The organism is Nostoc sp. NZL (assembly GCF_015714705.1).
In the GTDB taxonomy this organism is placed as follows: Bacteria; Cyanobacteriota; Cyanobacteriia; order Cyanobacteriales; family Nostocaceae; genus Nostoc; species Nostoc foliaceum_A.
The window spans coordinates 21,568-45,465 of record NZ_WBKL01000131.1 but is presented as its reverse complement, the minus strand read 5'-3'; the positions used below and the strand labels follow the sequence as shown (position 1 = coordinate 45,465).

Sequence of the window (23,898 nt, the reverse complement as noted above, 5' to 3'; positions counted from 1 at the left end):
CCAACTGCGGATGTACTATTATCTGAATGTTTCTATCTCAGAAAAACTCACTCCAATTGCGTAGGCGTAGCCCGTCGTAGACATCGCACAGAAATTACTCGAGAAGATTGACTTGAAACTTGATTATGTCGGTCGATTGGGGTCGAGGAAAAACCGGGAGTGTGTTTACCAGTTTATTGCCCCTCATAATGAGCGTGATTCGAAGGCTTTATGTAATCAATACTCTTACCCATTTCAATACCTTAGGATCTTTATCATAGCGATAGGTAATGCCGTCTCTATTAGTGATAGTTTCTCCTTTGCTTGCCTTACTTCTAATAGTAGTAACGGAATAGTAGGTTAATTCGTTCATTTCTTTATGAGACAACCCTTCGACTATGCTTGTTTCTGATTGAATTAGAGATTTATCTTGAGACGAATCATCTATTTTTATTTGGGGATTTGTGGAAGGAATAGTGATAATTGCTTTTTGAGTCCGATAATCCTGCACAGTCACAAGTTGCCAACTGGAATCTTGTGAAAGTTCCAAAACCCATTGATGATAATCAAACAGGCTTTCCCGATGTCCAACACTGATAAAGGTTGTTTTCGTCTCTTGTAACTGTTGATACAACCTTCCTTCATTTTCCAAATCCAAAGCACTCGTTGCTTCGTCTAATATAGTGAAGCTAGGATGAGTAACTATTAGTCGTGCAAAAGCCAGGCGTTGTTGTTCTCCCAACGATAATATGTTCTCCCAAGGAACTTCTGTATCGAAGCCATCGACTCGACTTAGCAAGTTTTGCAGATTAACTTGTTGTAGAACCTCTTTGAGTTCTGCATCGGTCATTTGACGACTGGTATTAGGATAGAGCAATTGTTCGCGCAAAGTTCCCAAGATTATATAAGGACGTTGCGGCAAAAACAAGACTTCTTCTAAGGGAGGTCGCACCAGACGGCCAGTCCCTGCATTCCATAAACCAGCGATCGCTCGCAACAGAGAACTTTTTCCTCGACCACTGGGGCCGACAATCAATAAACCTTCTCCTGGCTGAACAGACAATGATAAGTCTTCAACGATTACCTGTTCATAATTGGGCGTTTGTAAGGTGACATTCTCAAAAGCAAGATGATTTTCTTCTAGTGTTTTAATGGTACTTACATTCTCTGGCTGTTTGGTCACTTCTTCTAACGCACTCGAAAACTCAGCTAAACGCTCAACGTAACTCGAAAAATTTCCAGAAGTGCCAAATGCAGTTATTAATTCTCCCAAAGCAGTAGCAAACATAAAGCTAGCTACACTAGCTTGTCCAACTTGTCCGAAATCAATTTCACCTTTAATATATAAAGGCGCAAGTATGAATAACATAAAAAGTTCGATAGCAACCTGATATGCTCTGTTAAAAAGGTCTCTATTTCTCTCCCAATCAATCTTGCGTTTAATGTTGGTTATCAGCTTACTAAATCGGCGCTCAATTATATTTAATTCTTGTTTTTCTCCCCTAAAAAAAGCTATCGATTCTGCGTGATTGCGAACATGAGTTAGGCAGTAATTATAGTCAGCTTTAGATTCAATTTCCGCTTGATTAATACTATTTAATTCTTGATTTAAGTAGACAGCAATAAAATTACCCATAATCGTATAAATAATCAGAGCAATAGCAATCTGTTGGGAAATTGACCAGATAATTATTGCAAAAGTTATCATTTCCAGTACTTTTTCTAGAAAAGTAGCTGAAAAGTTGAGGGCATTACTGGTAATTGGTTCAATTTCTTGGGATAAACGTTGATCTGGGTTATCAATATCAGCTTGAAAATTAATTTTATAATAAGCACGATTGCTTAAATATTTATCTAAAATTTGATTATTAAGCCATTTGTACCAATCAAGAGCAATTTGTTTTCTAACAAATCTAGAAAATCCTAATAAAAGCGTTACTAAGACAAGTCCAGCAGCATAAAAGTATATAATATTAACAAATTTAGAATAATCTTTTTCTTGAAGTATGATATCAACTATGTAGCGATTAATAAAACTATTAAAAGCAGTTACACCTACAAATGCGACGATTAGTAATATTAGGAGAATAAGCATTCCCCATGCCCGAATTACGTCTGAAAATGCTCTTTGCCCTGGCTTTGTTGGATACCAGTAAGGCCCAGCGATCGCTTTGACGTTTTCCCAGAATTGGGTAAAATCTGAAAAAACATTTCTTGAGGGTTGAGCTTGAACAACTTGGGTTGGCATATTTGAGAAATAAATAAAAATCTTTTGTCAACTTTAATACTTTTTAGTGCTGAATAATCAGTAATAAGTACCGAATGAGTAACCCCACTCAGCGCTAATTTTTCAACTGAGATTACCTAATTGTTGAGTGCGGCTTAAAGCAGCAAGCACTGCATTAGAAATGACAGTTCGCATACCACCTTTTTCTAACTCGTAAAGACCAGCAGCAGTGACTCCGCCAGGACTAGTTACCTTGTTTCGTAAAACTGCTGGATGTTCATCAGTCTGAAACATCAGTTCTACACTACCAGCAATCGTATGCAATGTTAATTCTTGGGCTTGTGTCCGAGTTAAACCCATTTGAACCCCAGCATCAATCATCGCTTCGATGTACAGAAACACAAATCCAGTCCCAGCGCTACTCAACGCCGTTGCCATATCAAGGTAATGTTCATTTTGAGTAGTAAATTCCTTACCTAATGCTTGTAAAATTATTTGGGTATGCGATCGCTGTATCTCTGTCACACTTGATGATGCACTCCACACTGTAGTCCCATGACCAACTTGTACTGCAATATTGGGCATTGTACGGACAACAGCAGGATGATTCAACCCTTCGCACAGAGATGAAATACTCGCTCCACTCACAATACTAATTACTAAAGCATTAGGTGGAATTTTATCCTTAAGCATACCCAGAACCTCTGCCAAAACCTGCGGCTTCACCGCCAATATCACAATAGATGCGCCAAGAACCGCTTCTATATTGGAGGTTGTAGTACGTACTCCATATTCCCTTTCTAAATGAAGACATCGCGCAGAAACTGGATCGCTGACTATAATTAGATCGGCTTTTGGAACAATTTTCGTTGATAACAATCTACTAATTATCATTTCGCCCATCGTGCCACCGCCGATAAAGGCGATTTGTAAATCTTCGAGCATATTTTCTCCCTATTATCTAAGTCATTTGATATATTGGCATCAAGATATATTAGGTTGAATCACAGCTTTTAATACAGAGCCTTGCTCTACATCTGCCAGCGCTTGATTAATTTCTTGTAGTGTATATGAACGACTAATTATGCTTGACCAAGCAATATTTTTACTGGAATCGCTATGACGTTTTAGTAATTCAATCATTCTGTAAAAATGGCTGAAATCAATTCCCCAAGTTCCGCGAATATCAATATGCTTTAGATTAATTTCCAGGTGGGGATTGATGAGAATCTCACCCGTGTTTGTGTAATGCCCGACAATAACATAGCGACCTCCATTTCTGGTCATATTTAAGCCCTCTTTGACAGCAATGGGAATGCCTGTGGCTTCAATAGTGACATCAGCACCGTGTCCGTTTGTCAATTCCAAAACTCGCTCAATATGTTGTCGTGGATCATCAGCCCTAATTGCAAGGGTTTCATCTACACCGAAGGATTTGGCAACTACTAATCGGCTCTCAAATTTATCAATTACAATTACTTTGCCTGCACCTGAGAGCAAAGCTAGAATTGCCACACTCAAACCCACAGGCCCGCAACCCTGAACCACGACAACATCACCAATTTGAATCTGCGCTCGATCGATAGCGTGTAGTGCAGTTGGTAAAGCACATCCTCCAGCAATGAATTGCTTTGGTGAGACTTCTTCGGGTAGAGTTAGAACTTTAACCCCTGGTTTGAGGTAAATTAATTCAGACCAACCACCCAGCAACCCATCTTTGGCTGAGTAGGTGACACCATAAACTTTACGTTTTGGACAGCGAGTGGATGCTTTGGCTACTAGACAATACCAGCAGTTGTAACAGGTTTCGTGGACATCTAAAAAAGTAGCGATCGCTCCAGGCTGAATTAATTTACCATTGACATCACTAACTGCTCCACCTGTTTCCACCACACGACCAACTGAGAAGTGTCCAGGGATGATGGGATATGGTACTCCCTCCAAACGCCCATGTAGTAAATGTACATCAGTTCCACAAACCTCAGAATATAAGGTCTCAAGAATGATTCCACCCTTTTCTAGAATCGGGTCTGGTAATTGTTGCACTTCAACTGGTTGATTAGGTGCAGTCATCACAGCTGCTAAGGGCATAAATTACTTCCTCACTATATTTATCAAATTGCTTCCTGCTGCTCACTTTCAAGACCACAAAATGATTTCACCGTTAGGTAGTAATCCAATTGCAGAAGTGAAAGTCACACGTTGTCCATCCATCGGTTCAACAGTGTGATAGTTGCGTGTATTGAAAATGAACACATCTCCTACATAAGGTTGGAAGGCGATCGCGTCTGCATCTGCAATTACTGTATCACCATAGCCGTAGGAATCGAGTTTATATTGCTCATCTCCTGGTTGCCACTGGCGATCGTAAATGCGTGTTTGACCATGATTGTTTGGAGAAAATTTCAAGTACAAATTCCAAGAAAGTTGATAAATAACTGTACCAATTTCCCATTTTGATTGTTCTAATGGAGCATAATCAATATGAAGTTGAGTACCCTGCTCTATTTTTCTGATCAGTCCTGCATAATAACTACCATAGAGTGGTTCCGAAGCAATTCGTACAGTCGCGCCTGTACACTCTCGAATTTTCACCATTAAGCGTTCTAATGGATTAAAAGAGGCTGCCATAATGCAGTCTCTTAATTTAGTTGTGCGTTCCACTGCTTGAAAATAAGCTGCTTTACTAATGCGATTATATTCAAAGACTGTGATACCAATTCGCTCAATCTTGGGATTCACATTTTGATAGCAGTCGAAGTTGAATAATTCAGCTTGATTGACTAACATCTCACACTCTTGGGGTGTAGCAAATTCTTTTATCCGAATTAAAGGCATTCGGTTTTCCAACAGCATTCTTAAAGACTCTGGAGTTAAGAGATACTCTTGCTTTTTGTCCCAAACGTTGGATTTAATCTGGTTAGAAGTAGCAGTCATAATACAATTCCTTACATTTAAATTTGAACTCAAATGAACTCACTTAATATCTACAGAATGTGGGTTAGATAAAAACTTGATAGGCCGAATCTGATTATCAAAATTAGGTTTATATTCATCGCCTCTAACTTCTTGTGCTTGCTCAATACAAGCTTTCAACTGTTCCGCTAAGACCTGAACATGGGGCAGATTCATCATCGTCACATGATTACCTGGGACAAAATGGACATTCACTGGTTCGGCAGAAAATTTGCTCCAGCCCCAGTGTAAATCCTGCAAAATATCAGAAAGTACTTCACTATTAGATTCATCAACCTTGACGACATTCTCTTTGGCGCGTAAGAGAGTAATTTTGGTTGGATAAATCTCTTTTGGTACATAATTAACTACAGCGTTAGCTTTGAGCATCTGCACCATATTATTAAGCTGCGTAATTTCATCGTCAGGAGGTAATATATCAGCATTCTTTAACCTTTCTAGAACGTATTTAAGCTGATCTTCCCAAACCATAGATTGAAGAGTATCAACAGAACAATCCATCTTTTTCCCGTAAACAACTTCGATTGTGTCTGCTAATTCAGCCAACCATTTAGTGTTATCCAAATCAAAAGCTGATGGATTTTTCTGATGAAATGGTGCTGTAGTATCAAGAATGGCAGCTAAAGCAACCTTATGACCTTTACGAAGTAACTGCTGCGCCATTTCAAAGGCTAATTTACCGCCAAAAGAATGCCCTGCTAAAAAATACGGCCCCTGTGGTTGAACAACAAAAAGTTCTTGAATATAACGGGCGGCTACATCCTCAACTTGGGTAATTAGTTCTCCTGCTTCAGGAGCAATTGCTTGGAAACTGTAAAATGGTTGGTCTGAACCCAGACAACGGGCTAAATCATACAAATAAAAGGGATAGCCCGCAGCCCCAGGAAGACAAAATAAAGGTGGCTTAGAACCGTGCGGCTGAAGTACTACTAAGGGAGATCCACTCTTAGAATCTGAATCGAATGGTACAATAGTTGCCAATTGTTCAATAGTTGGATTTTGGTAAAGGCTAGCGATCGCAATATCTTTACCAAGCTGCTTTTTAATTTGAGCCATTAAGTAAGGAGTTAAAAGGGAATGACCACCGAGGTCAAAGAAATTATCTTTTACTCCCACCTTGTCAACTTTCAAAATTCTTAACCAGATTTGCGTTAGTTCCAGTTCTACTTGGTTGCGTGGAGCTACATATTTGTCTGAATTACTGCTGTGTAAATCCGGTGCAGGCAATGCACGACGGTCTACTTTGCCGCTAGGAGTTAGTGGCATTGACTCCAACATCACAAAAGCGCTTGGCACCATGTAGTCTGGTAGCTTTGCTTTCAGGAATTGCCGCAGTTCGCTGATTGTGGGTGTAGAGTTCTGATGTGCTACCACGTAGGCAATTAACCTTTTATCACCCGGCGTTTCTTCGCGGGCAATAATACAACATCCCTCCACATCTCCATACTGGCTCAGTACTGCTTCAACTTCTCCCAATTCAATCCGGAAGCCTCGCACCTTAACCTGATTGTCAATACGTCCCAGGTATTCAATGTTGCCATTTGGTAAATAGCGGGCTAAATCCCCTGTTTTGTAGAGGCGATCGGTTTCCCCTCTGCTCCCCTGCTCCCCTGCTCCTCTGCTTCTTTTAAAGGGGTTGGAGATAAATTTCTCTTGTGTTAACTCTGGCCGATTGAGGTAGCCTTGCGCCAAAGAGACACCACCAATGTGCAATTCTCCTGCTACACCCACGGGTACAGGCTGTAAATATTTATCTAGGATGTAAATTTGCGTATTAGCAATGGGACGACCAATAGGAGGCAGTAGCGGCCAAGCCTCTACTGGATCAGCCAAAGTAAAAGTGATGATTACATGGCTCTCCGATGGCCCGTAATGATTGTGCAAAGTACAATCGGTTAGTTTGCTTAACCATTGAGAAATCGCGGGAGTAATTTGCAACTGTTCCCCAGCAGTAATGATTTCCCGCAGATGACTATTAACTAATTCACTACCAACAGCGACTTCAGCTAGTTGCTGTAAGGCAACAAAGGGAACAAACAGTCTCTCAACAGCTTTTTCTTGGAGAAAACCTAACAAAGCTGAGGTATCTCGGCGCAATTCCTCCGTAATTAAGAACAATGTGCCTCCCGAAAACCAGGTAGAAAACATTTCTTGGAAGGAGACATCAAAGCTAATAGGAGCAAATTGCAGCGTTTTTGCTCCAGTGGAAATTGTATTATTTTGCAGTTGCCACAGAATCAAATTGCAAAGAGCAAGCTGATTCAAGGCTACACCTTTAGGCTTACCTGTAGAACCAGAGGTATAAATTACATAAGCCAAATTAGTTGCTTGCACACCAGAAATGAAATTATCCTGACTCGACTGAGAAATCACTTGCCAGTCAGTATCCAAAAAGACTTGGCTTGCTTGATGCTGAGGTAATCTGTCGAGGAGTGAATGTTGGGTTAGCAATACTGAAACTTGAGCATCTTCTAACATGAAAGCCAAACGCTCTTGAGGGTAGTTTGGATCAAGTGGCACATAAGCCCCACCTGCTTTGAGAATTCCTAACAGTCCCACAACCATTTCTATTGAGCGTTCTACACAAATGCCTACCAGCACATCTGCGGACACTCCCAAAGACTTCAGGTAGTGCGCCAACTGGTTAGCACGACAGTTCAACTGCTGGTAAGTCAGTTGTTGATCTTCAAACACAACTGCGATCGCATTGGGTGTACGCTCTACTTGTTCCTCAAACAACTGATGGATAGATTTATCACGGGGATAATCCGTCAGAGTATTGTTCCATTCAACTAATAACTGCTGTTGCTCTGTCTGTGACAGCAGAGGCAATTGTGAAATCCGCTCCTCTGGGTTAGTAATAATACTTTCAAGCAATGTCATAAAATGACCAGTCATCCGTTCAATTGTGCTGGCATCAAATAAGTCAGTGTTATATTCCCATACACCCACCAGTCCAGTAGCAGTGTTCTGCATTGATAAAAACAAATCAAACTTGGCAGTTGCGCTTTCTACTGGCAAAGAACTGATAGTTAAATCAGCAAGCTCTATCTCAGACATCGGCACATTCTGGAGGGCAAACATGACTTGGAAAAGTGGTGTATGACTGAGATCCCGTTCTGGCTGCAATACTTCTACTAGCATTTCAAAAGGTAAGTCCTGATGAGCATAAGCATCTATTGCCATCAATCGAACGCGACCAAGTAATTCGTTAAAGCTGCGATCGCCTGATAAGTCAGCACGTAACACTAAAGTATTGACAAAAAAGCCAATTAACCCTTCAATTTCATTACGATTACGGTTTGCAATTGGCGAACCTACCAAAATATCTTCCGTACCTGTGTAGCGGTAAAGCAGCGTATCAAACGCTGCCAAAAGTGTCATGAACAAAGTAACCCCTTGCTCCTGGCTCAGTTTTGTCAGCTTATTGCTTAATTCAACTGAGAGTGCAAACTCTTGATGTCCACCAGCGAAAGTCTGCACAGCAGGTCTTGGTCGGTCTGTGGGTAAGGACAACAAGGCTGGTGCATCTTTAAGTTGTTGTTGCCAGTACGAGATTTGAGTTTGCAGTACCTCCCCTTGCAACCAATTTCTTTGCCAAATGGCAAAATCTGCGTACTGAATCGGCAATGGTGTTAAAGGTGACGGCTCACCTTGAGAATAAGCGTTGTAAAGTGCTGCTAGTTCTTGGATAAACACACCCAATGACCAGCCATCAGAGACAATATGGTGCATACACACTAATAAGATGTGTTCTGTCTCGGACAGCAATAGTAATGTCGCCCTAACTAATGCTTGATTTTCTAGATCAAAAGTTTGAATAGCTTGTTGTTGCGCTAATTGCTGTGTAGCGATTTCTTGTTCAGTTGTTGATAAATGCTTCAAGCCAACAACTGAAACTGTCCAATTCGTTTGTGTTTGAATAATTTGATTTGCTTGTCCATTAACGGTGACGAAATTGGTGCGTAAGGCTTCGTGGCGATTAATGATTTCATACAAGCTTTGTTCTAAGGCAACTTGATTAAGTGTTCCGACTAGACGCAAAGCCATAGGAATGTTGTATATGGCACTGTTCGGCTCAAACTGGTCTAAAAACCAAAGACGCTGTTGAGCATAAGACAGTGGTAATTCTGCATTCTCTGCCCTTGGTAAGATGGGTGGAGAAACCAATTCTAAGTCTTGTTGCTGCAATTGCTCAATCGAACGCGCCAATTCGGCAACTGTTTTTCTGGCAAAGAACTCACGCAATGGTAGTTCCACTTTGAAAATGTTGCGGATACGTGAAACTAGTTGCGTTGCTAGTAGTGAGTGCCCTCCAAGTTCAAAGAAGTTATCATATATGCCTACTTGGTCTACTTTCAGGGCTTGTGTCCAAATTTGCGTCAGGATTTCTTCAATCGGAGTGCGCGGGGCGACAAAACTGATTTCCAGTCCCTCACGAGAATCTGGCGCTCTCAATGCGTGACGGTCTACCTTGCCGTTGGGAGTCAGAGGTAAAGACTCTAGCATCACAAAAGCATGAGGTATCATGTATTGTGGCAGTTGACTAGAGAGGAAGGATCTTAACTGGCTGATTGTAGGTGGATGCTGTTTATGTCCTACCACGTAGGCAACTAAGCGTTTATCACCTGGATGATCTTCACGGGCAATAACACAAGCTGTCTGCACATCACTATGTTGGTTCAGTAATTCTTCAATTTCTCCCAACTCGATACGGAAGCCACGGATTTTTACCTGATTGTCGATGCGTCCCAGGTATTCAATGTTGCCATTTGGTAAATAGCGTGCTAAGTCTCCGGTTTTATATAATTTACTCTCTCCTGCTCCCTTAAACGGGTTGGGAATAAATTTTTCTTTTGTCAACTCTGGACGATTAAGGTAGCCTCGTGATAAACCAGTACCACCAATATGCAATTCACCTGGTACACCAATCGGTACTGGTTGCAGATATTCATCTAAAATATAAACCTGGACGTTGGCGATCGCCTTACCAATAGATATTTTATTGTCATCTTCAGTGCATTTTGCGATCGCAGCACAAACACTAGCTTCTGTTGGCCCGTAGGCATTGAATAAGTTTCTGCCAGCAGACCATTGTCTGATTAATTCAGATGAACTTGCTTCTCCCGCTACAATTATTGTTTGCAGTGCCGGAAGTTCCGACCCAGGCATAACTGCTAACGCCGATGGTGGTAGGGTGATATGAGTAATGCAATGATTGCTTAATTGCTCAATTAATGGCTTCCCTGGTAGTAGAGAGTCTTTTGTTCCCAGATACAGCGTTGCACCTGAACCCAAAGCCATCAAAATTTCTGAGATGGAAGCATCAAAACTGAAGGAGGCAAACTGAAGAACGCGACTATCCGAAGTCAAGCCAAAAGTTTGAATCTGAGCTTGAGCTAAGTTGCATAATCCCTTATGCTCAACCATGACACCTTTAGGTTTACCTGTTGAACCAGAAGTGTAAATCAGATTGGCTAGATGAAAAGCTTTGACTTCACTGGTTGGGTTATCTTGATTGTGTTGGGCAATTTGTTCCCAAGCTTCATCTAAACAGATAAGTTTTGCTGGATGCTCAGGAAGTCTGTCAATAAGTCTCTGTTGAGTCAACAGTATGGAAACTTGAGCATCTTCTAACATGAAAGCCAAACGCTCAGTAGGATACTCTGGGTCAAGTGGTAGGTATGCTCCACCTGCCTTGAGAATGCCCAACATTCCCACCACCATTTCTATTGAGCGTTCCACACAAATACCCACCAGCGTATCTGGTTTTATACCCAAAGACTGCAAGTAATGGGCTAAATAATTAGCGCGACAATTCAATTGGTGGTAAGTCAGTTGTTGATTTTCAAACACCACAGCTACAGCATTGGGTGTACGCTCAACCTCCTCCTCAAACAACTGATGAATACACTTATCAACAGGATAGTCTGCTTGAGTATCGTTCCATTCAACTAATAACTGCTGTTGCTCTGTCTGAGACAGCAAAGGCAATTGCGAAATCCGCTCCTCTGGGTTAGCAACAATTCCAGAAAGCAGTGTCACAAAATGCCCACTCATCCGCTCAATTGTGCTGGCATCAAATAAGTCAGTGTTATATTCCCATATCCCCACTAGTCCAGCACTTGAGTTGTGCATTGATAAAGTTAAATCAAACTTAGCAATTGTGCTTTGGGGTGGCAAAGAACTGATAGTTAAGCCAGCAAGTTCTACTCCAGACATGGGCGTATTCTGGAGGACAAACATCACCTGGAATAGTGGTGGATGGCTGAGATCCCGTTCTGGTTGTAATGCCTCAACTAGCATTTCAAATGGCAACTCTTGATGAGAGTATGCTCCTAGAGCTATTTGCCGAACGCGAGAAAGTAATTCGCTAAAACTGGGGTTGCCTGATAAATCAGTACGCAACACTAAAGTATTGACAAAAAAGCCAATTAACCCTTCGATTTCGCTGTGTTCGCGGTTTGCGATCGCAGACCCTACTAAAATGTCTAACTGTCCTGTATAGCGGTAAAGTAGGGTATCAAAGGCTGCCAAAAGTGTCATGAACAAAGTCACCCCTTGCTTCTGGCTCAGTTGTGTCAGCTGATTGCTTAACTCAACTGAGAGGGCAAACTCTTGAATTGCGCCAGCGAAAGTCTGCACAGCAGGTCTTGGTCGGTCTGTGGGTAGGGACAACAAGGCTGGTGCATCTTTTAGTTGTTGTTGCCAGTACGAGATTTGATTTTGCAGTACCTCCCCTTGCAACCACTCTCTTTGCCAGATGCCAAAATCTGCGTACTGAATCGGCAATGGCATTAAAGGTGACGGTTCACCTTGAGAATAAGCATTGTACAGTGCTGCTAGTTCTTGGATAAACACACCCAATGACCAGGCATCGGAGACAATATGGTGCATACACAGTAACAATATGTGTTCTGTCTTAGACAGCACAATTAATGTCGCCCTGATTAATGCTCCCTCTGCCAAGTCAAAAGGCTGAATAGCTTGTTGCTGCGTTAATTTTTGTGTCGTAATTTCTTGTTCGCTTGGTGGCAGATGTTCGCACTCAACAACTGAAACTGTCCAATTAATTTGTGCTTGAATAATTTGAGAAGGTTTTCCATCAACTGTGATGAAGTTTGTGCGTAACGCTTCATGGCGATCAATAATTTCTTGAAAGCTTTGTTCTAAGGCAGCCCGATTGAGGTTTCCCACTAGACGCAAAGCTAAAGGGATGTTGTATATAGCACTGTTCGGCTCTAACTGGTCTAAAAACCACAAACGCTGTTGAGCATAAGATAGGGGTAATTCTTCAGTCATCATCTTTTGCTCCTTGGTAGAATGCGTGGAACAGTTAGGTCTGAATTTTGTTGCTGTAACTTCCCGATTGATGGCGCTAATTCAGCTATGGTCGGGGTATTGAACAATTCGTGTAAAGGGAGTTTGACTTTAAAGCGATCGCGGATGCGTGAAAGTACTTGTGTTGCTAGTAGCGAGTGTCCCCCAAGTTCAAAGAAGTTATCATGTATGCCTACTTGCTCTACTTTCAGCACTTGTGACCAAATTTGTACCAGTATTTCTTCAATCGGAGTGCGCGGGGCTACATATTTGTCTGTGCGTTCGCTGTGTAAATCTGGCGCAGGTAGGGCGCGACGGTCTACTTTGCCGTTGGGAGTGAGTGGCATTGATTCCAACATCACAAAAGCGTTTGGCACCATGTAGTCTGGTAGCTTTGCTTTCAGAAATTGCCGCAGTTCATTGATTGTGGGTGTATGCTGATGCGGCACGACGTAGGCAACTAAGCGTTTACTTCGACTTACCTCGGCTCCGCTCGGCACGAGTCGCTCAGTACAAGTATCACCTGGGGTATCTTCGCGGACGGTGACTACAGATGCCTGCACATCATCATGTTGGTTGAGTAATGCCTCAATTTCTCCCAACTCGATGCGGAAACCGCGAATTTTTATTTGGTTGTCAATGCGTCCCAGGTATTCAAGATTACCATCAGGCAACCATCTGGCTAAATCGCCAGTTTTGTAGATTCGTTCTTTTTTACCAAATAAGTCGAGTTCGATGAATTTTTCAGCTGTGAGTTCGGGACGGTTGAGATAGCCACGGGCTAAACCAGCCCCGGCAATACAAAGTTCCCCAGGAATGCCGGGAGGCAGAAGTTGGTTGTGGTTGTCTAAAATGTAAATACGTACATTGGCAATTGGCTGTCCGATTAATAAATCACCTGCCAGATCCCTTTTTCCAGTTGCTTCGTAGACACAACACCCCACAACCGCTTCTGTTGGGCCATATTCGTTAATCAGGCGGGTATTGGGGGCATGAGTCAACCACGGGATTATTTGGTTAGCGTGTAATGCCTCACCGCCTAAAACAAAGGCATTGACCCGATTCGGCATTGCATCAGGCTCAATTTGCTGATTGAGTATTTCCAGATGGGAAGGTGTGATTTTGACTAGGGATAGATGATTGTTTTGTTTAACAATGTCTGCTAGAAGCTCCAACTCTTGTTTTTCTCTTACCAAGATGGTGGTACGCCCACAAATTAGAGGGAGGTAGAGTGATGTAATGGTTGCATCAAAGCTAAGAGAAGACTGCACAGGTGTACCTTGTCCTTCTGCTACCGTGTAGTAGTCTTTAGCCCAATGTAAATAATTACTTAAACCTCGGTGCAGTAGTTGTACCCCTTTGGGTTGCCCTGTAGAGCCTGATGTGTAGATTACATAAGCTAAATCATCAGGTTGACTTTGCCTACTGGGGTTTTCTGTAGATTGGTTGGCAAAGTTATCGCGATCTAAATACAGTATCGAACGGGATTGGGCAAGAGTTTCTTTGTTGTCAGCCGCCAGTTCTGCGATCGCACTCAAGTCTTTGAGTTGACTATGGGTGAGCAAAACCTTTGCTCCACAATCTTGCAGCATGAAACGAATTCGCTCTTGTGGGTAGTTCGGGTCAATTGGCACATAAGCCCCACCCGCCTTGAGAATGCCCAACAATCCGACAACCATTTCTATTGAGCGTTCTACACAGATACCCACCAGCACATCTGCGGACACTCCCAAAGACTGCAAGTAATGTGCCAACTGGTTAGCGCGACTATTCAACTGCTGGTAAGTGAGTTGTTGATTTTCAAACACAACTGCGATCGCATCAGGTGTACTCAAACACTGATCCTCAAACAAGTGATGGAGGCATTTATCTAGTGGATAATCCGTCTGAGTATCGCTCCATTCCACTAATAATTGATGCCGTTCGACTTCTGTCAGCAGGGGCAATTGTGAGATTTGCTGTTCTGGGTTAGCAACAATTCCCTCAAGCAATATTTGGAAATGTCCTAACAAGCGAGCGATCGCCGTATCATCAAAGCGGCTAATATCATAGCTAATCTTCACCAACAATTGCTTACCAACAGCAGCAATTACAGTCAGAGGATAATTAGTTTGTTCAATAGCGTGAATCTTGTCTATAGAGAAACTGTAATTGTGTTCTTGCACTGCCTCATCAACTGGATAATTCTCAAAGACAACAATGCTCTCGAACAAAGGCGTTCCTCTCTTGATTTCACTCTTACCTTGAATCTCCACTAATGAGCTATATGAATATTGCTCAGATTCAACTTGTTGTGCCTGTAAATCCTTCAACAAAGCCAACACTCGGGTATCATCTGAAACTTGAACTCGCACTGGCAAGGTGTTGATAAATAGTCCCACCATCGACTCGATACCAACAAGAGATGGCGGACGACCAGATACAGTTGCACCAAAAACTACATCAGTTTCTTGGCTGTAGCGACACAGGAGTAATGCCCAAGTCGCTTGCACCAGATTATTGATCGTCAGTTGATGCTTCCGTGCAAAAGTTTGGACTGCGGCTGTCGCTTGCACTGTCAGTTGAATTTGTTGTTCGCTATAGCTAGAATCTAACTTTTTACGGTTTGATGATTGTTTTTTATCAACACTCAGAGGAGTGGGTGCAGTAAAACCTTGGAGTTTTTCTCTCCAAAATTGTTCAGCTTGGGCTAAGTCTTGTTTCTGTAGCCAAGCAATGTAGTTGCGGTAGCTTTGGGTTGGTTGAACAGCTAAATTTTCACCCTGAGAAATTGCTTGATAAAAGTACAATAAGTCTTTGAAAACCAAAGGCATCGACCAGCCATCAAGCAATAAGTGATGAGAACTCCAAATAAATTGGTAAGTATCTGCACTCAATTGGATAAGGCTCAGATGTATCAGTGGTGGTTGAGATACTTGGAAACCTTGTTTTCGCTGTGAGTGCAACAAAAGCTCTAATTGCTGTTGTTGATCTTGTGCAGATAGCTGTTGCCAATCATGGCTGTTGAGCTTAACATCCACCTGCCGATACACTACTTGAAGTGGCTGGGCTAATTGCTCCCAAACAAAAGCAGTCCGCAAAATTGAATGCTGTGCTATCACTTGCTGCCAAGCTTGCTCAAATGCTGCCACATTCAACTTTCCACTCAAAGTTAAACTTAACTGCTGAAAATATACTCCTGAGTCTGGAGCGTACAAACTCTCAAACAGCATACCCTGTTGGGTTGGCGAGAGCGGGTAAATATCTTCAATATTTCTGGAGTTAGTTTTGCTTGATTGATTTTTGAATACTAAACTTGCCAACAGTTGGTCTATTTCTGGCTGATTGAGCTTGACTAGCGAGAAATCTGAAGGTGTATAACCTCCACTCTCTGGTGATGAACAATGAGCAATTAGTCCAAGCAATGTCTTGACAAATTCTTGTGCCAGACTTTCGATTGTGGCGTGCTGGTGGATATTTTTGCTGTAAGCCCAATTTATTTGCAACCGTTCTTCAGTAATAACGCTCTTGATATCTAGTAGATGAGCGCGGTTGTTCTGCAAACCGTGGCTGTGTCCCGTAGACTCACTAGCTAGCTGTATCCAAGAAGATGTATTAAGCAGTTGGTCAAATTGACCCAAATAATTAAAACTGATTTCTGCTTGCGGTAATGCCTGTAGTTGGGCAGCAATTTCTGCATCCTGACTCAGATAACGCAATAAGCCATAGCCAATTCCTTTATTGGGAATAGCCCGCAGTTGTTCTTTGACAGATTTTAAAGCATCGGCTGGATTTTCTGTTGCCCCCAGTTCCAAAAGTACAGGGAAGATGGTTGTAAACCAACCGATAGTGCGTGACAAATCTACATCATCAATAATATCTTCCCGCCCATGACCTTCTAAGTTGAACAGCACACTCTTAGAGTTAGTCCATCTGCTCAAAACCAACGCCAAAGCAGTCAGTAGCACATCGTTAATCTGAGTGTTGTAAGCTTTTGGTACATCTTGCAGCAAAGCACGAGTTTGTGCCTCATTTAACGACACTGTTACTGTACTAGCTGCTTCAACAGTGTTTGTCCCTTTATAGTCCACTGGGATAGGAGGAACTGCGGCGCGAGATTCATTCAACCAATAAGCCACCTCGGATTTGAGAGTTTCTGACTGTGCATGTTCGGTTAATTTGTTAGACCAATCTTTGAAAGAAGTTGTTTTAGCAGGCAGTGTGATGGCTTTACCTTGAGCAAGTTGCTGGTAAGCTGTGTGCAAATCCTCTAACAAAATTCTCCAAGAAACGCCGTCAACTACCAAATGGTGGATAACGATGAGTAATCGCGCCCTTTTGTCAATACCCAGATAGAAAAAGGCTACTTGCACTAGATTTTCTGACAGATTCAAACTCGCCTGTAAGCAAGTTGCACTAGCTTCAATCGCAGTTTTTTGCTCATTCTGTGGAAGTGCCGATAAGTCTACGTCAGAGAAAGCAACGCTATCAGTCACAGCAGAGTGAATTTGCTGCCAAGTAGAGTCAGTTTGTGTAAAACGTAGGCGCAGAGCATCATGATGTACTAGCAATTGCTGTAATACTTGCTTTAATAGCTCTGGCTTGAGGTCAGATGGTACTGAAAGCAGAAATGATTGATTAAAGTGATGCGGCTGTTGTAAATTTTGCTCAAAAAACCAGTGTTGAATTGGCGTTAGAGGTAATTTCCCTGTCACCAAACCTTGTTCTATTTGGATAACACTCGCTATATTTGCCACTATGGCCAATTCTGCAATTGTTTGATGTGCAAATAATTGCTTGAGAGTCAGTTGCAATTCTGCAAGCTTTGCTCTATTGATGATTTGAAGACTGAGAATAGAATCTCCACCGAGTTCAAAGAAGTTATCGTGAACTCCTACTTGCTCTAGTTTGAGAACTTCTGCCCAAATCTGCGCTAATATTTCTTCGATTTGATTGCGTGGGGCTACAAAACTGACTTCTAGTTCTCCACGAGAGTCTGGTGCTTTTAATGTGCGGCGGTCTACCTTGCCGTTGGGAGTAAGAGGCAAGGACTCCAGGATTACAAAAGTATGTGGCACCATGTAAGTAGTCAGTTGGTTAGACAGGAAGGAGCGCAACTGGCTAACTGTAGGTGTCTGTCCTAGATGCGGTACTACGTAAGCGACTAGGCGTTTATCACCTGGGGTATCTTCGCGGGCGATAACACAAGATGCTTGCACATCCTCATGTTGGCTCAGGACTGCTTCTATTTCTCCCAACTCAATGCGGAAACCACGTATTTTTACTTGATTGTCAATTCGTCCCAGGTATTCAATTGTGCCATTGGGTAGATAACGTGCTAAGTCGCCGGTTTTATAGAGGCGATCTGAATTAAAGGTTTCCCCTCTGCTCCCCTGCTCCCCTGCTCCTCTGCTTCTTCTAAAGGGGTTAGAGATAAATTTCTCTTGTGTCAATTGTGGGCGGTTAAGGTAGCCTTTTGCTAAACCTAAACCACCGATATGCAATTCTCCTGCTACACCTACAGGAACTGGTTGTAAGTGTGAATCTAAAATGTAAAATTGAGTGTTAGCTATGGGACGACCAATGGGTGCGATCGCGCGGAGCGCAGCGCCAGAGGCGATCGCACTTCTAGCTTCTAGTTGCGTTGACTCATTCCTAAGTTGGCAAATACTCGACCAAATTGTTGTTTCTGTCGGCCCATAGAGATTCCATACTTGGGCACCAGTTTCTAGTAATTGATGGGCTAATTGAGGTGGTAAGGCTTCTCCCCCACACAAGATTTTCATTCCCAACTGTTGAGTAGATAAGCCGGAAGCTACTAGCATTTGCCAAGTGGCTGGAGTCGCTTGCATCACCGTTGTGCTTGAGTGCTGTAACTCTAGTAACAGCCTAGCGCCATCACTGGCGACTTCACGCGAAACTACTACTACCTTCGCTCCTACCACCAGTGGCAAATATAGTTCCAAAGCAGCAATGTCAAAGGATATGGTAGTAACGGCACAGAAAGTATCAGAGTCAGTTAATCCTGGACAATGACTCATGGAAGCTAAAAAGTTGACCACACAGTTGTGGCTAACTTGAACTCCTTTTGGCTGGCCTGTGGAACCTGAAGTATAAATTACATAAGCCAAGTTTTCTGCTTTGCTGCCAGTGAGTGGATTTTCTCGACTGTGTTGCTCAATGAGTTGGCGATCGCTATCCAAACATACTACCTGTGCGGTATGCTCTGGCAAAGATTTCAATAATGATTGCTGAGTTAACAACACTGGCAGCGCCGCATCATCTAATATGAAACTCAAACGTTGTTGGGGATAATCTGGGTCAAGTGGCACATAAGCCCCACCCGCCTTGAGGATGCCCAGTAATCCCACAACCATTTCTATGGAGCGCTCTACACAAATACCCACCAGCACATCTGCGGACACTCCCAAAGACTGCAAGTAATTTGCCAACTGGTTAGCGCGACAGTTTAATTGGTAGTAAGTAAGTTGTTGGTTTTCAAATATAACCGCTACAGCATCGGGGGTGCGCTGAACTTGCTCCTCAAATAACTGATAGATGCACAAATCTTGTGGATAATCTACCTGAGTATCGTTCCACTCCACTAATAATTGATGTTGTTCAACTTCTGTCAGCAGGGGCAATTGTGAGATTTGCTGTTCTGGGTTAGCAATAATGCCTTCAAGCAATGTCTGAAAATGTCCAGTCATGCGCTCAATTGTGCTGGCATCAAATAAGTCAGTGTTATATTCCCATACACCCACTAGCCCAGTAGCAGTATTCTGCATGAATAAATTTAAATCAAACTTTGCAGTTGTGCTTTCTGGCATCAATGGAGTGACGCTTAACCCAACCAACTCTACTCCAGACAAAGGCATATTCTGAAGTGCAAACATCACTTGGAACAGGGGTGTATGACTGAGGTCTCTTTGTGGTTGTAATGCTTCCACCAGCATTTCAAAAGGCAAATTCTGATAAGTGTATGCCTCCATTGCCATTTCTCGAATGCGACCCAGTAATTCTCTAAAGCTCGGATTACCTGCCAAGTTAGTACGCATCACTAAGGTGTTGACAAAAAAGCCAATCAACCCTTCTATCTCACTGCGATCGCGGTTAGCAATGGGAGATCCCACCAAAATGTCTTCTGTACCTGTGTAGCGGTAAAGCAGGGTGTCATAAGCTGCCAACAGCGTCATAAACAAGGTTACTCCTTGCTTTTGACTTAGTTGTATCAATCCTTGAGTGAGCTTTTGTGAGAGTGCAAACTCTTGATGTGCGCCAGCGAAAGTCTGCACAGCAGGTCTTGGTCGGTCTGTGGGTAGGGACAACAAGGCTGGTGCATCTTTGAGTTGCTGTTGCCAGTAACTCAGTTGGCTTTGCAGTACGCCTCCTTGCAACCATTGTCTTTGCCACAGTGCAAAATCTGCATACTGAATCGGCAGTGGTGCTAAAGGTGACTGTTGAGCTTGAGAATAAGCGTTGTACAGTGCTGCTAGTTCTTGAAGAAACACACCCATTGACCAGCCATCAGAGACAATATGGTGCATACACACTAACAAGATGTGTTCTGTCTCGGACAGCACTAGTAATGTCGCCTTAACTAATGCTTGATTTACCAGATCAAAAGGCTCAATAGCTTGTTGTCGCGCTAATTGCTGTGTAGCAATTTCTTGTTCGGTTACTTCTGCTGAGGCAGAGGCTTCGCCAACGTCTTCGCTCAGTACAAGTGTAGATAAATACTGTAAGTCAATAACTGAAACTGTCCAATTTGTTTGTGTTTGAATAATTTGAGTTGGTTGTTCATTAACGGTTACAAAATTGGTGCGTAATGCTTCGTGGCGATTAATGATTTCATGTAAGCTTTGTTCTAGGGCAACTTGATTAAGAGTTCCGACTAGACGTAAAGCTAAGGGGATGTTGTATAAGGCACTGTTCGGCTCGAACTGGTCTAAAAACCAAAGACGCTGTTGAGCAAATGACAGTGGTAATTGAGCATTCTCTGCCCTTTGTGTGATGAATGGTGTAGAAAGTTCTAAGTCTTGTACTGAGCGAAGTCGAAGTACCTGTTGCTGCAATTGCCCAATCGATTGCGCCAATTCCGCAACTGTTGCTGAGGCAAACAATTCACGCAATGGTAGTTCCACTTTGAAAATGTTGCGGATACGTGAAACCAATTGCGTTGCTAGTAGTGAGTGTCCACCAAGTTCAAAGAAGTTATCATATATACCTACAAACTCTAATTTCAGCACTTGTGCCCAAAGGAGTGCCAGCATTTCCTCAATGGGTGTGCGCGGGGCAACATATTTTTCTAGCAGTGTGGTGTCTAAATCTGGTTTTGGTAAGGCGCGGCGGTCAACTTTGGCATTTGGAGTCAGGGGTAAGGATTCCAAGATTACAAAAGCACTCGGCACCATGTACTCTGGCAGCTTTGCTTTGAGGAATTGCCGTAGTTCGCTGATTGCGGGTTTACAGTCCTGATGTGCTACCACGTAGGCGACTAAACGTTTATCACCAGGGCTATCCTCACGGGTGATGACACAAGATAACTGCACATCACTATGTTGGCTCAATACTGCTTCAATTTCGCTCAACTCGATGCGGAAACCACGTATTTTTACTTGGTCGTCAATGCGTCCAACGTATTCTATATTGCCATTATTTAAATAGCGTGCTTTATCCCCGGTTTTGTAGAGACGGGAATGTGGTTCATCACTAAAAGAGTGGGGGATGAATTTTTCTTGTGTTAACTCTGGACGGTTAAGGTAGCCTTTTGCTAATCCCGCACCACCAATATGCAATTCTCCTGGCACACCTATAGGTACTGGCTGTAAATAAGAGTCCAATATATAGATTTCAACATTGGCTATAGGGTGACCGATGGGTGGTGAGATATTATTATCCCGCCCATTAGAAACTACTAGTCCTGAAGTTGTGACAACAGTATTTTCAGTTGGGCCATAATTATTCACTACCTGGAAAGGGAGTAAACCTGATGGATATCGATGAAGCTTATCCCCCCCAGTTAGCATAGTTCGCAAAGTTGTACTTTCTGGCCATTCCAGAGACAATAATTGCTCTGCCATTGGCGTTGGTAGAAAACTGATAGTGATCTTTTTCGATTCCAACCAATCTTGCAAATCTACTGGGGATAGAAGAATTTCAGGTTTGACTAAATAGATACTTGCTCCTGCGGTCAGGTAAGGCCACAACTCCCATACAGCAGCATCAAATGCTGTTCCTGCTAGCTGAGTAGCTTTGTCTAAGGTCGTGATTTTAAAAGTGCGTTGATGCCAGAACACCAAATTGAGCAATCCTTGATGGGCAATCAGCACTCCCTTGGGTTGACCTGTAGAACCGGAGGTATAAATCACATAAGCCAAGTTAGCTGCTTGTGTCTCAGCGATTAGATTATCCTGGCTTAAATAAGAAATAACCTGCCAGTCAGCATCTAAACAAATACGCTGTGCAGTATACTCAGGCAATCTGTCGAGGAGTTTCTGCTGAGTCAGCAATACTGAAACTTGAGCATCTTCTAACATCAAGCGCAAACGCTCGGTAGGATAGTCTGAAGCAAGTGGTAAATAAGCGCCACCCGCCTTCAGAATCCCTAGCAGTCCCACCACCATTTCTAAGGAACGCTCTACACAAATACCCACTAGCACATCGGCTTTTACACCCAAAGACTTGAGGTAGTGCGCCAACTGATTAGCACGACAGTTTAATTCCTGGTATGTAAGATGTTGATTTTCATACACCACTGCTACAGCATCGGGAGTACGTTCAACCTGCTCCTCAAATAACTGATGAATACATTTATCTTGGGGATAATCTACCTGAGTATCATTCCACTTTAGTAATAACTGCTGCTCAATTTCTGTTAGCAGAGGCAATTGTGAAATCTGCTCTTGAGGGTTAGCAACAATTCCTTGGAGCAATGTTTGGAAATGCCCCCTCATCCGCTCGATTGTGCTGGCATCAAACAAGTCAGCATTGTACTCCCACACACTCACCAATCCAGTTGCAGTATTCTGCATTGATAAAGTTAAATCAAACTTGGCAGTTGCGCTTTGGGCTGGCAATGAACTGATAGTTAAGCCAGCAAGCTCTACTTCAGATATGGGCGCATTCTGGAGGACAAACATCACCTGAAACAGTGGTGTATGGCTGAGGTCGCGTTGTGGCTGTAATGCTTTTACTAACTCCTCAAAGGGCAAGTCTGGATGAGCGTAAGCTTGCAGTGTCAGTTGCCGCACTCGACTTAGCAATTGCTGAAAACTGGGGTTGCCCGACAAATCGGTACGTAATACTAAAGTGTTGACAAAAAAGCCAATTAACCCTTCAAGTTCCAAGCGATCGCGGTTAGCAATGGGCGTACCCACTACAATGTCATCGGAGTCTGTATAGCGATAAAGCAAGGTGACATAAGCCGCAAACAGCGTCATGAATAGGGTGGCTCCCTCTTGCCTAGTGAAATTAGCGATCGCTTCACTCAGTTCAACTGAAAATTTTCCATATTGAATTTCGCCCCGAAAAGTTTGAATCGCTGGTCTTGGTCTATCTGTGGGTAATTCTAGTAACGTGGGAGCGTTTTTGAGTAGTTGCTTCCAGTAATCAAGCTGCCTTTGGAGTACTTCTGATTGCAACCATTGTCGTTGCCAAATCGCAAAGTCGGCATACTGAATTGGTAGCTCAGGTAGCTCTGGGGACAAGTTATTGCAGATGGCTGAGTAAATGGTTGCTAACTCGCGCATCAATACGCCTATTGACCAACCATCCACTACAATGTGGTGTATTGTTAGTACCAAAGCGTATTCTACCTCTGTGAGTTTAACCACAGAAGCTCGGATTAAAGGAGAACTAGTAAGGTCAAAGGGTCGATTAGCTTCAGTTGTGGCTAATTGTTGGCAAGCGATTTCTCTTTCACTTTCAGGTAGTTCTGATAAGTCTACTATCGGCACATTTAAGTTTAAGCTGTCAGTAATTACCTGGACTGGCTGCTCGTTGATAGTGCGAAAGTTAGTACGTAAGGCTTCGTGGCGATCGATAATTTTGTTGAGGCTTTGCTCTAGCGCCACGACGTTTAATTTACCGTGAAGTTTTAGAGCTGCTTGTTCGTTATAGGAGGAGTTATTTGGTTCCAACTGGTTTAATAACCAGAGTCGTTCTTGGGCAAAAGACAGAGGTAAGTTCTGAGGACGCTCGGCTTTGACCAGGGGAAAATCTGTATCGGTGTCCGCATTTTTCTCGTGCAGCAAGAAGATAAGTTCTGCTTTATTTTTAGCTAATAAGTCACGAGTTTCTAGTGTCAATACCCCTTTTGGAGCATTAACACGCAACTGCTCACCTTCAACCCACAACTTTACACCCTGTTTACTAAGATCAACGACCAATTGTTCGATATTCACAGAAACATTACC

General features: G+C 42.8%; 6 protein-coding genes. All 6 read right to left on the bottom strand.

What is annotated here, in order from left to right; genetic code table 11:
* Positions 1-208: 208 nt before the first annotated feature.
* Positions 209-2,227: an ABC transporter ATP-binding protein/permease gene (locus F8R90_RS18775; protein WP_196511927.1), complete on the bottom strand. Its 2,019-nt coding sequence runs from the start codon at positions 2,225-2,227 to the stop codon at positions 209-211.
* A gap of 102 nt (positions 2,228-2,329) precedes the next feature.
* Complete coding sequence (proC, locus tag F8R90_RS18770; RefSeq protein WP_196511926.1) at positions 2,330-3,151, bottom strand: pyrroline-5-carboxylate reductase; 822 nt, start codon at positions 3,149-3,151, stop codon at positions 2,330-2,332.
* A 39-nt stretch (positions 3,152-3,190) separates the two neighbouring features.
* On the bottom strand, positions 3,191-4,297 hold the full coding sequence (locus tag F8R90_RS18765) for a zinc-binding dehydrogenase (protein WP_196511925.1): 1,107 nt from the start codon (positions 4,295-4,297) through the stop codon (positions 3,191-3,193).
* A gap of 48 nt (positions 4,298-4,345) precedes the next feature.
* Positions 4,346-5,143 (bottom strand): 2OG-Fe(II)-dependent halogenase WelO5 family protein, encoded by a 798-nt coding sequence (locus tag F8R90_RS18760; RefSeq protein ID WP_196511924.1) that lies wholly within the window; start codon positions 5,141-5,143, stop codon positions 4,346-4,348.
* 39 nt (positions 5,144-5,182) lie between these two features.
* Positions 5,183-12,487 carry an amino acid adenylation domain-containing protein gene (locus tag F8R90_RS18755; protein WP_196511923.1) on the bottom strand — a complete coding sequence of 2,435 codons (7,305 nt, stop codon included), beginning with the start codon at positions 12,485-12,487 and terminating at the stop codon, positions 5,183-5,185.
* On the bottom strand, positions 12,484-23,886 hold the full coding sequence (locus F8R90_RS18750; protein WP_196511922.1) for a non-ribosomal peptide synthetase: 11,403 nt from the start codon (positions 23,884-23,886) through the stop codon (positions 12,484-12,486). The genes F8R90_RS18755 and F8R90_RS18750 overlap by 4 nt, the downstream gene beginning before the upstream one ends.
* Positions 23,887-23,898: the final 12 nt, after the last annotated feature.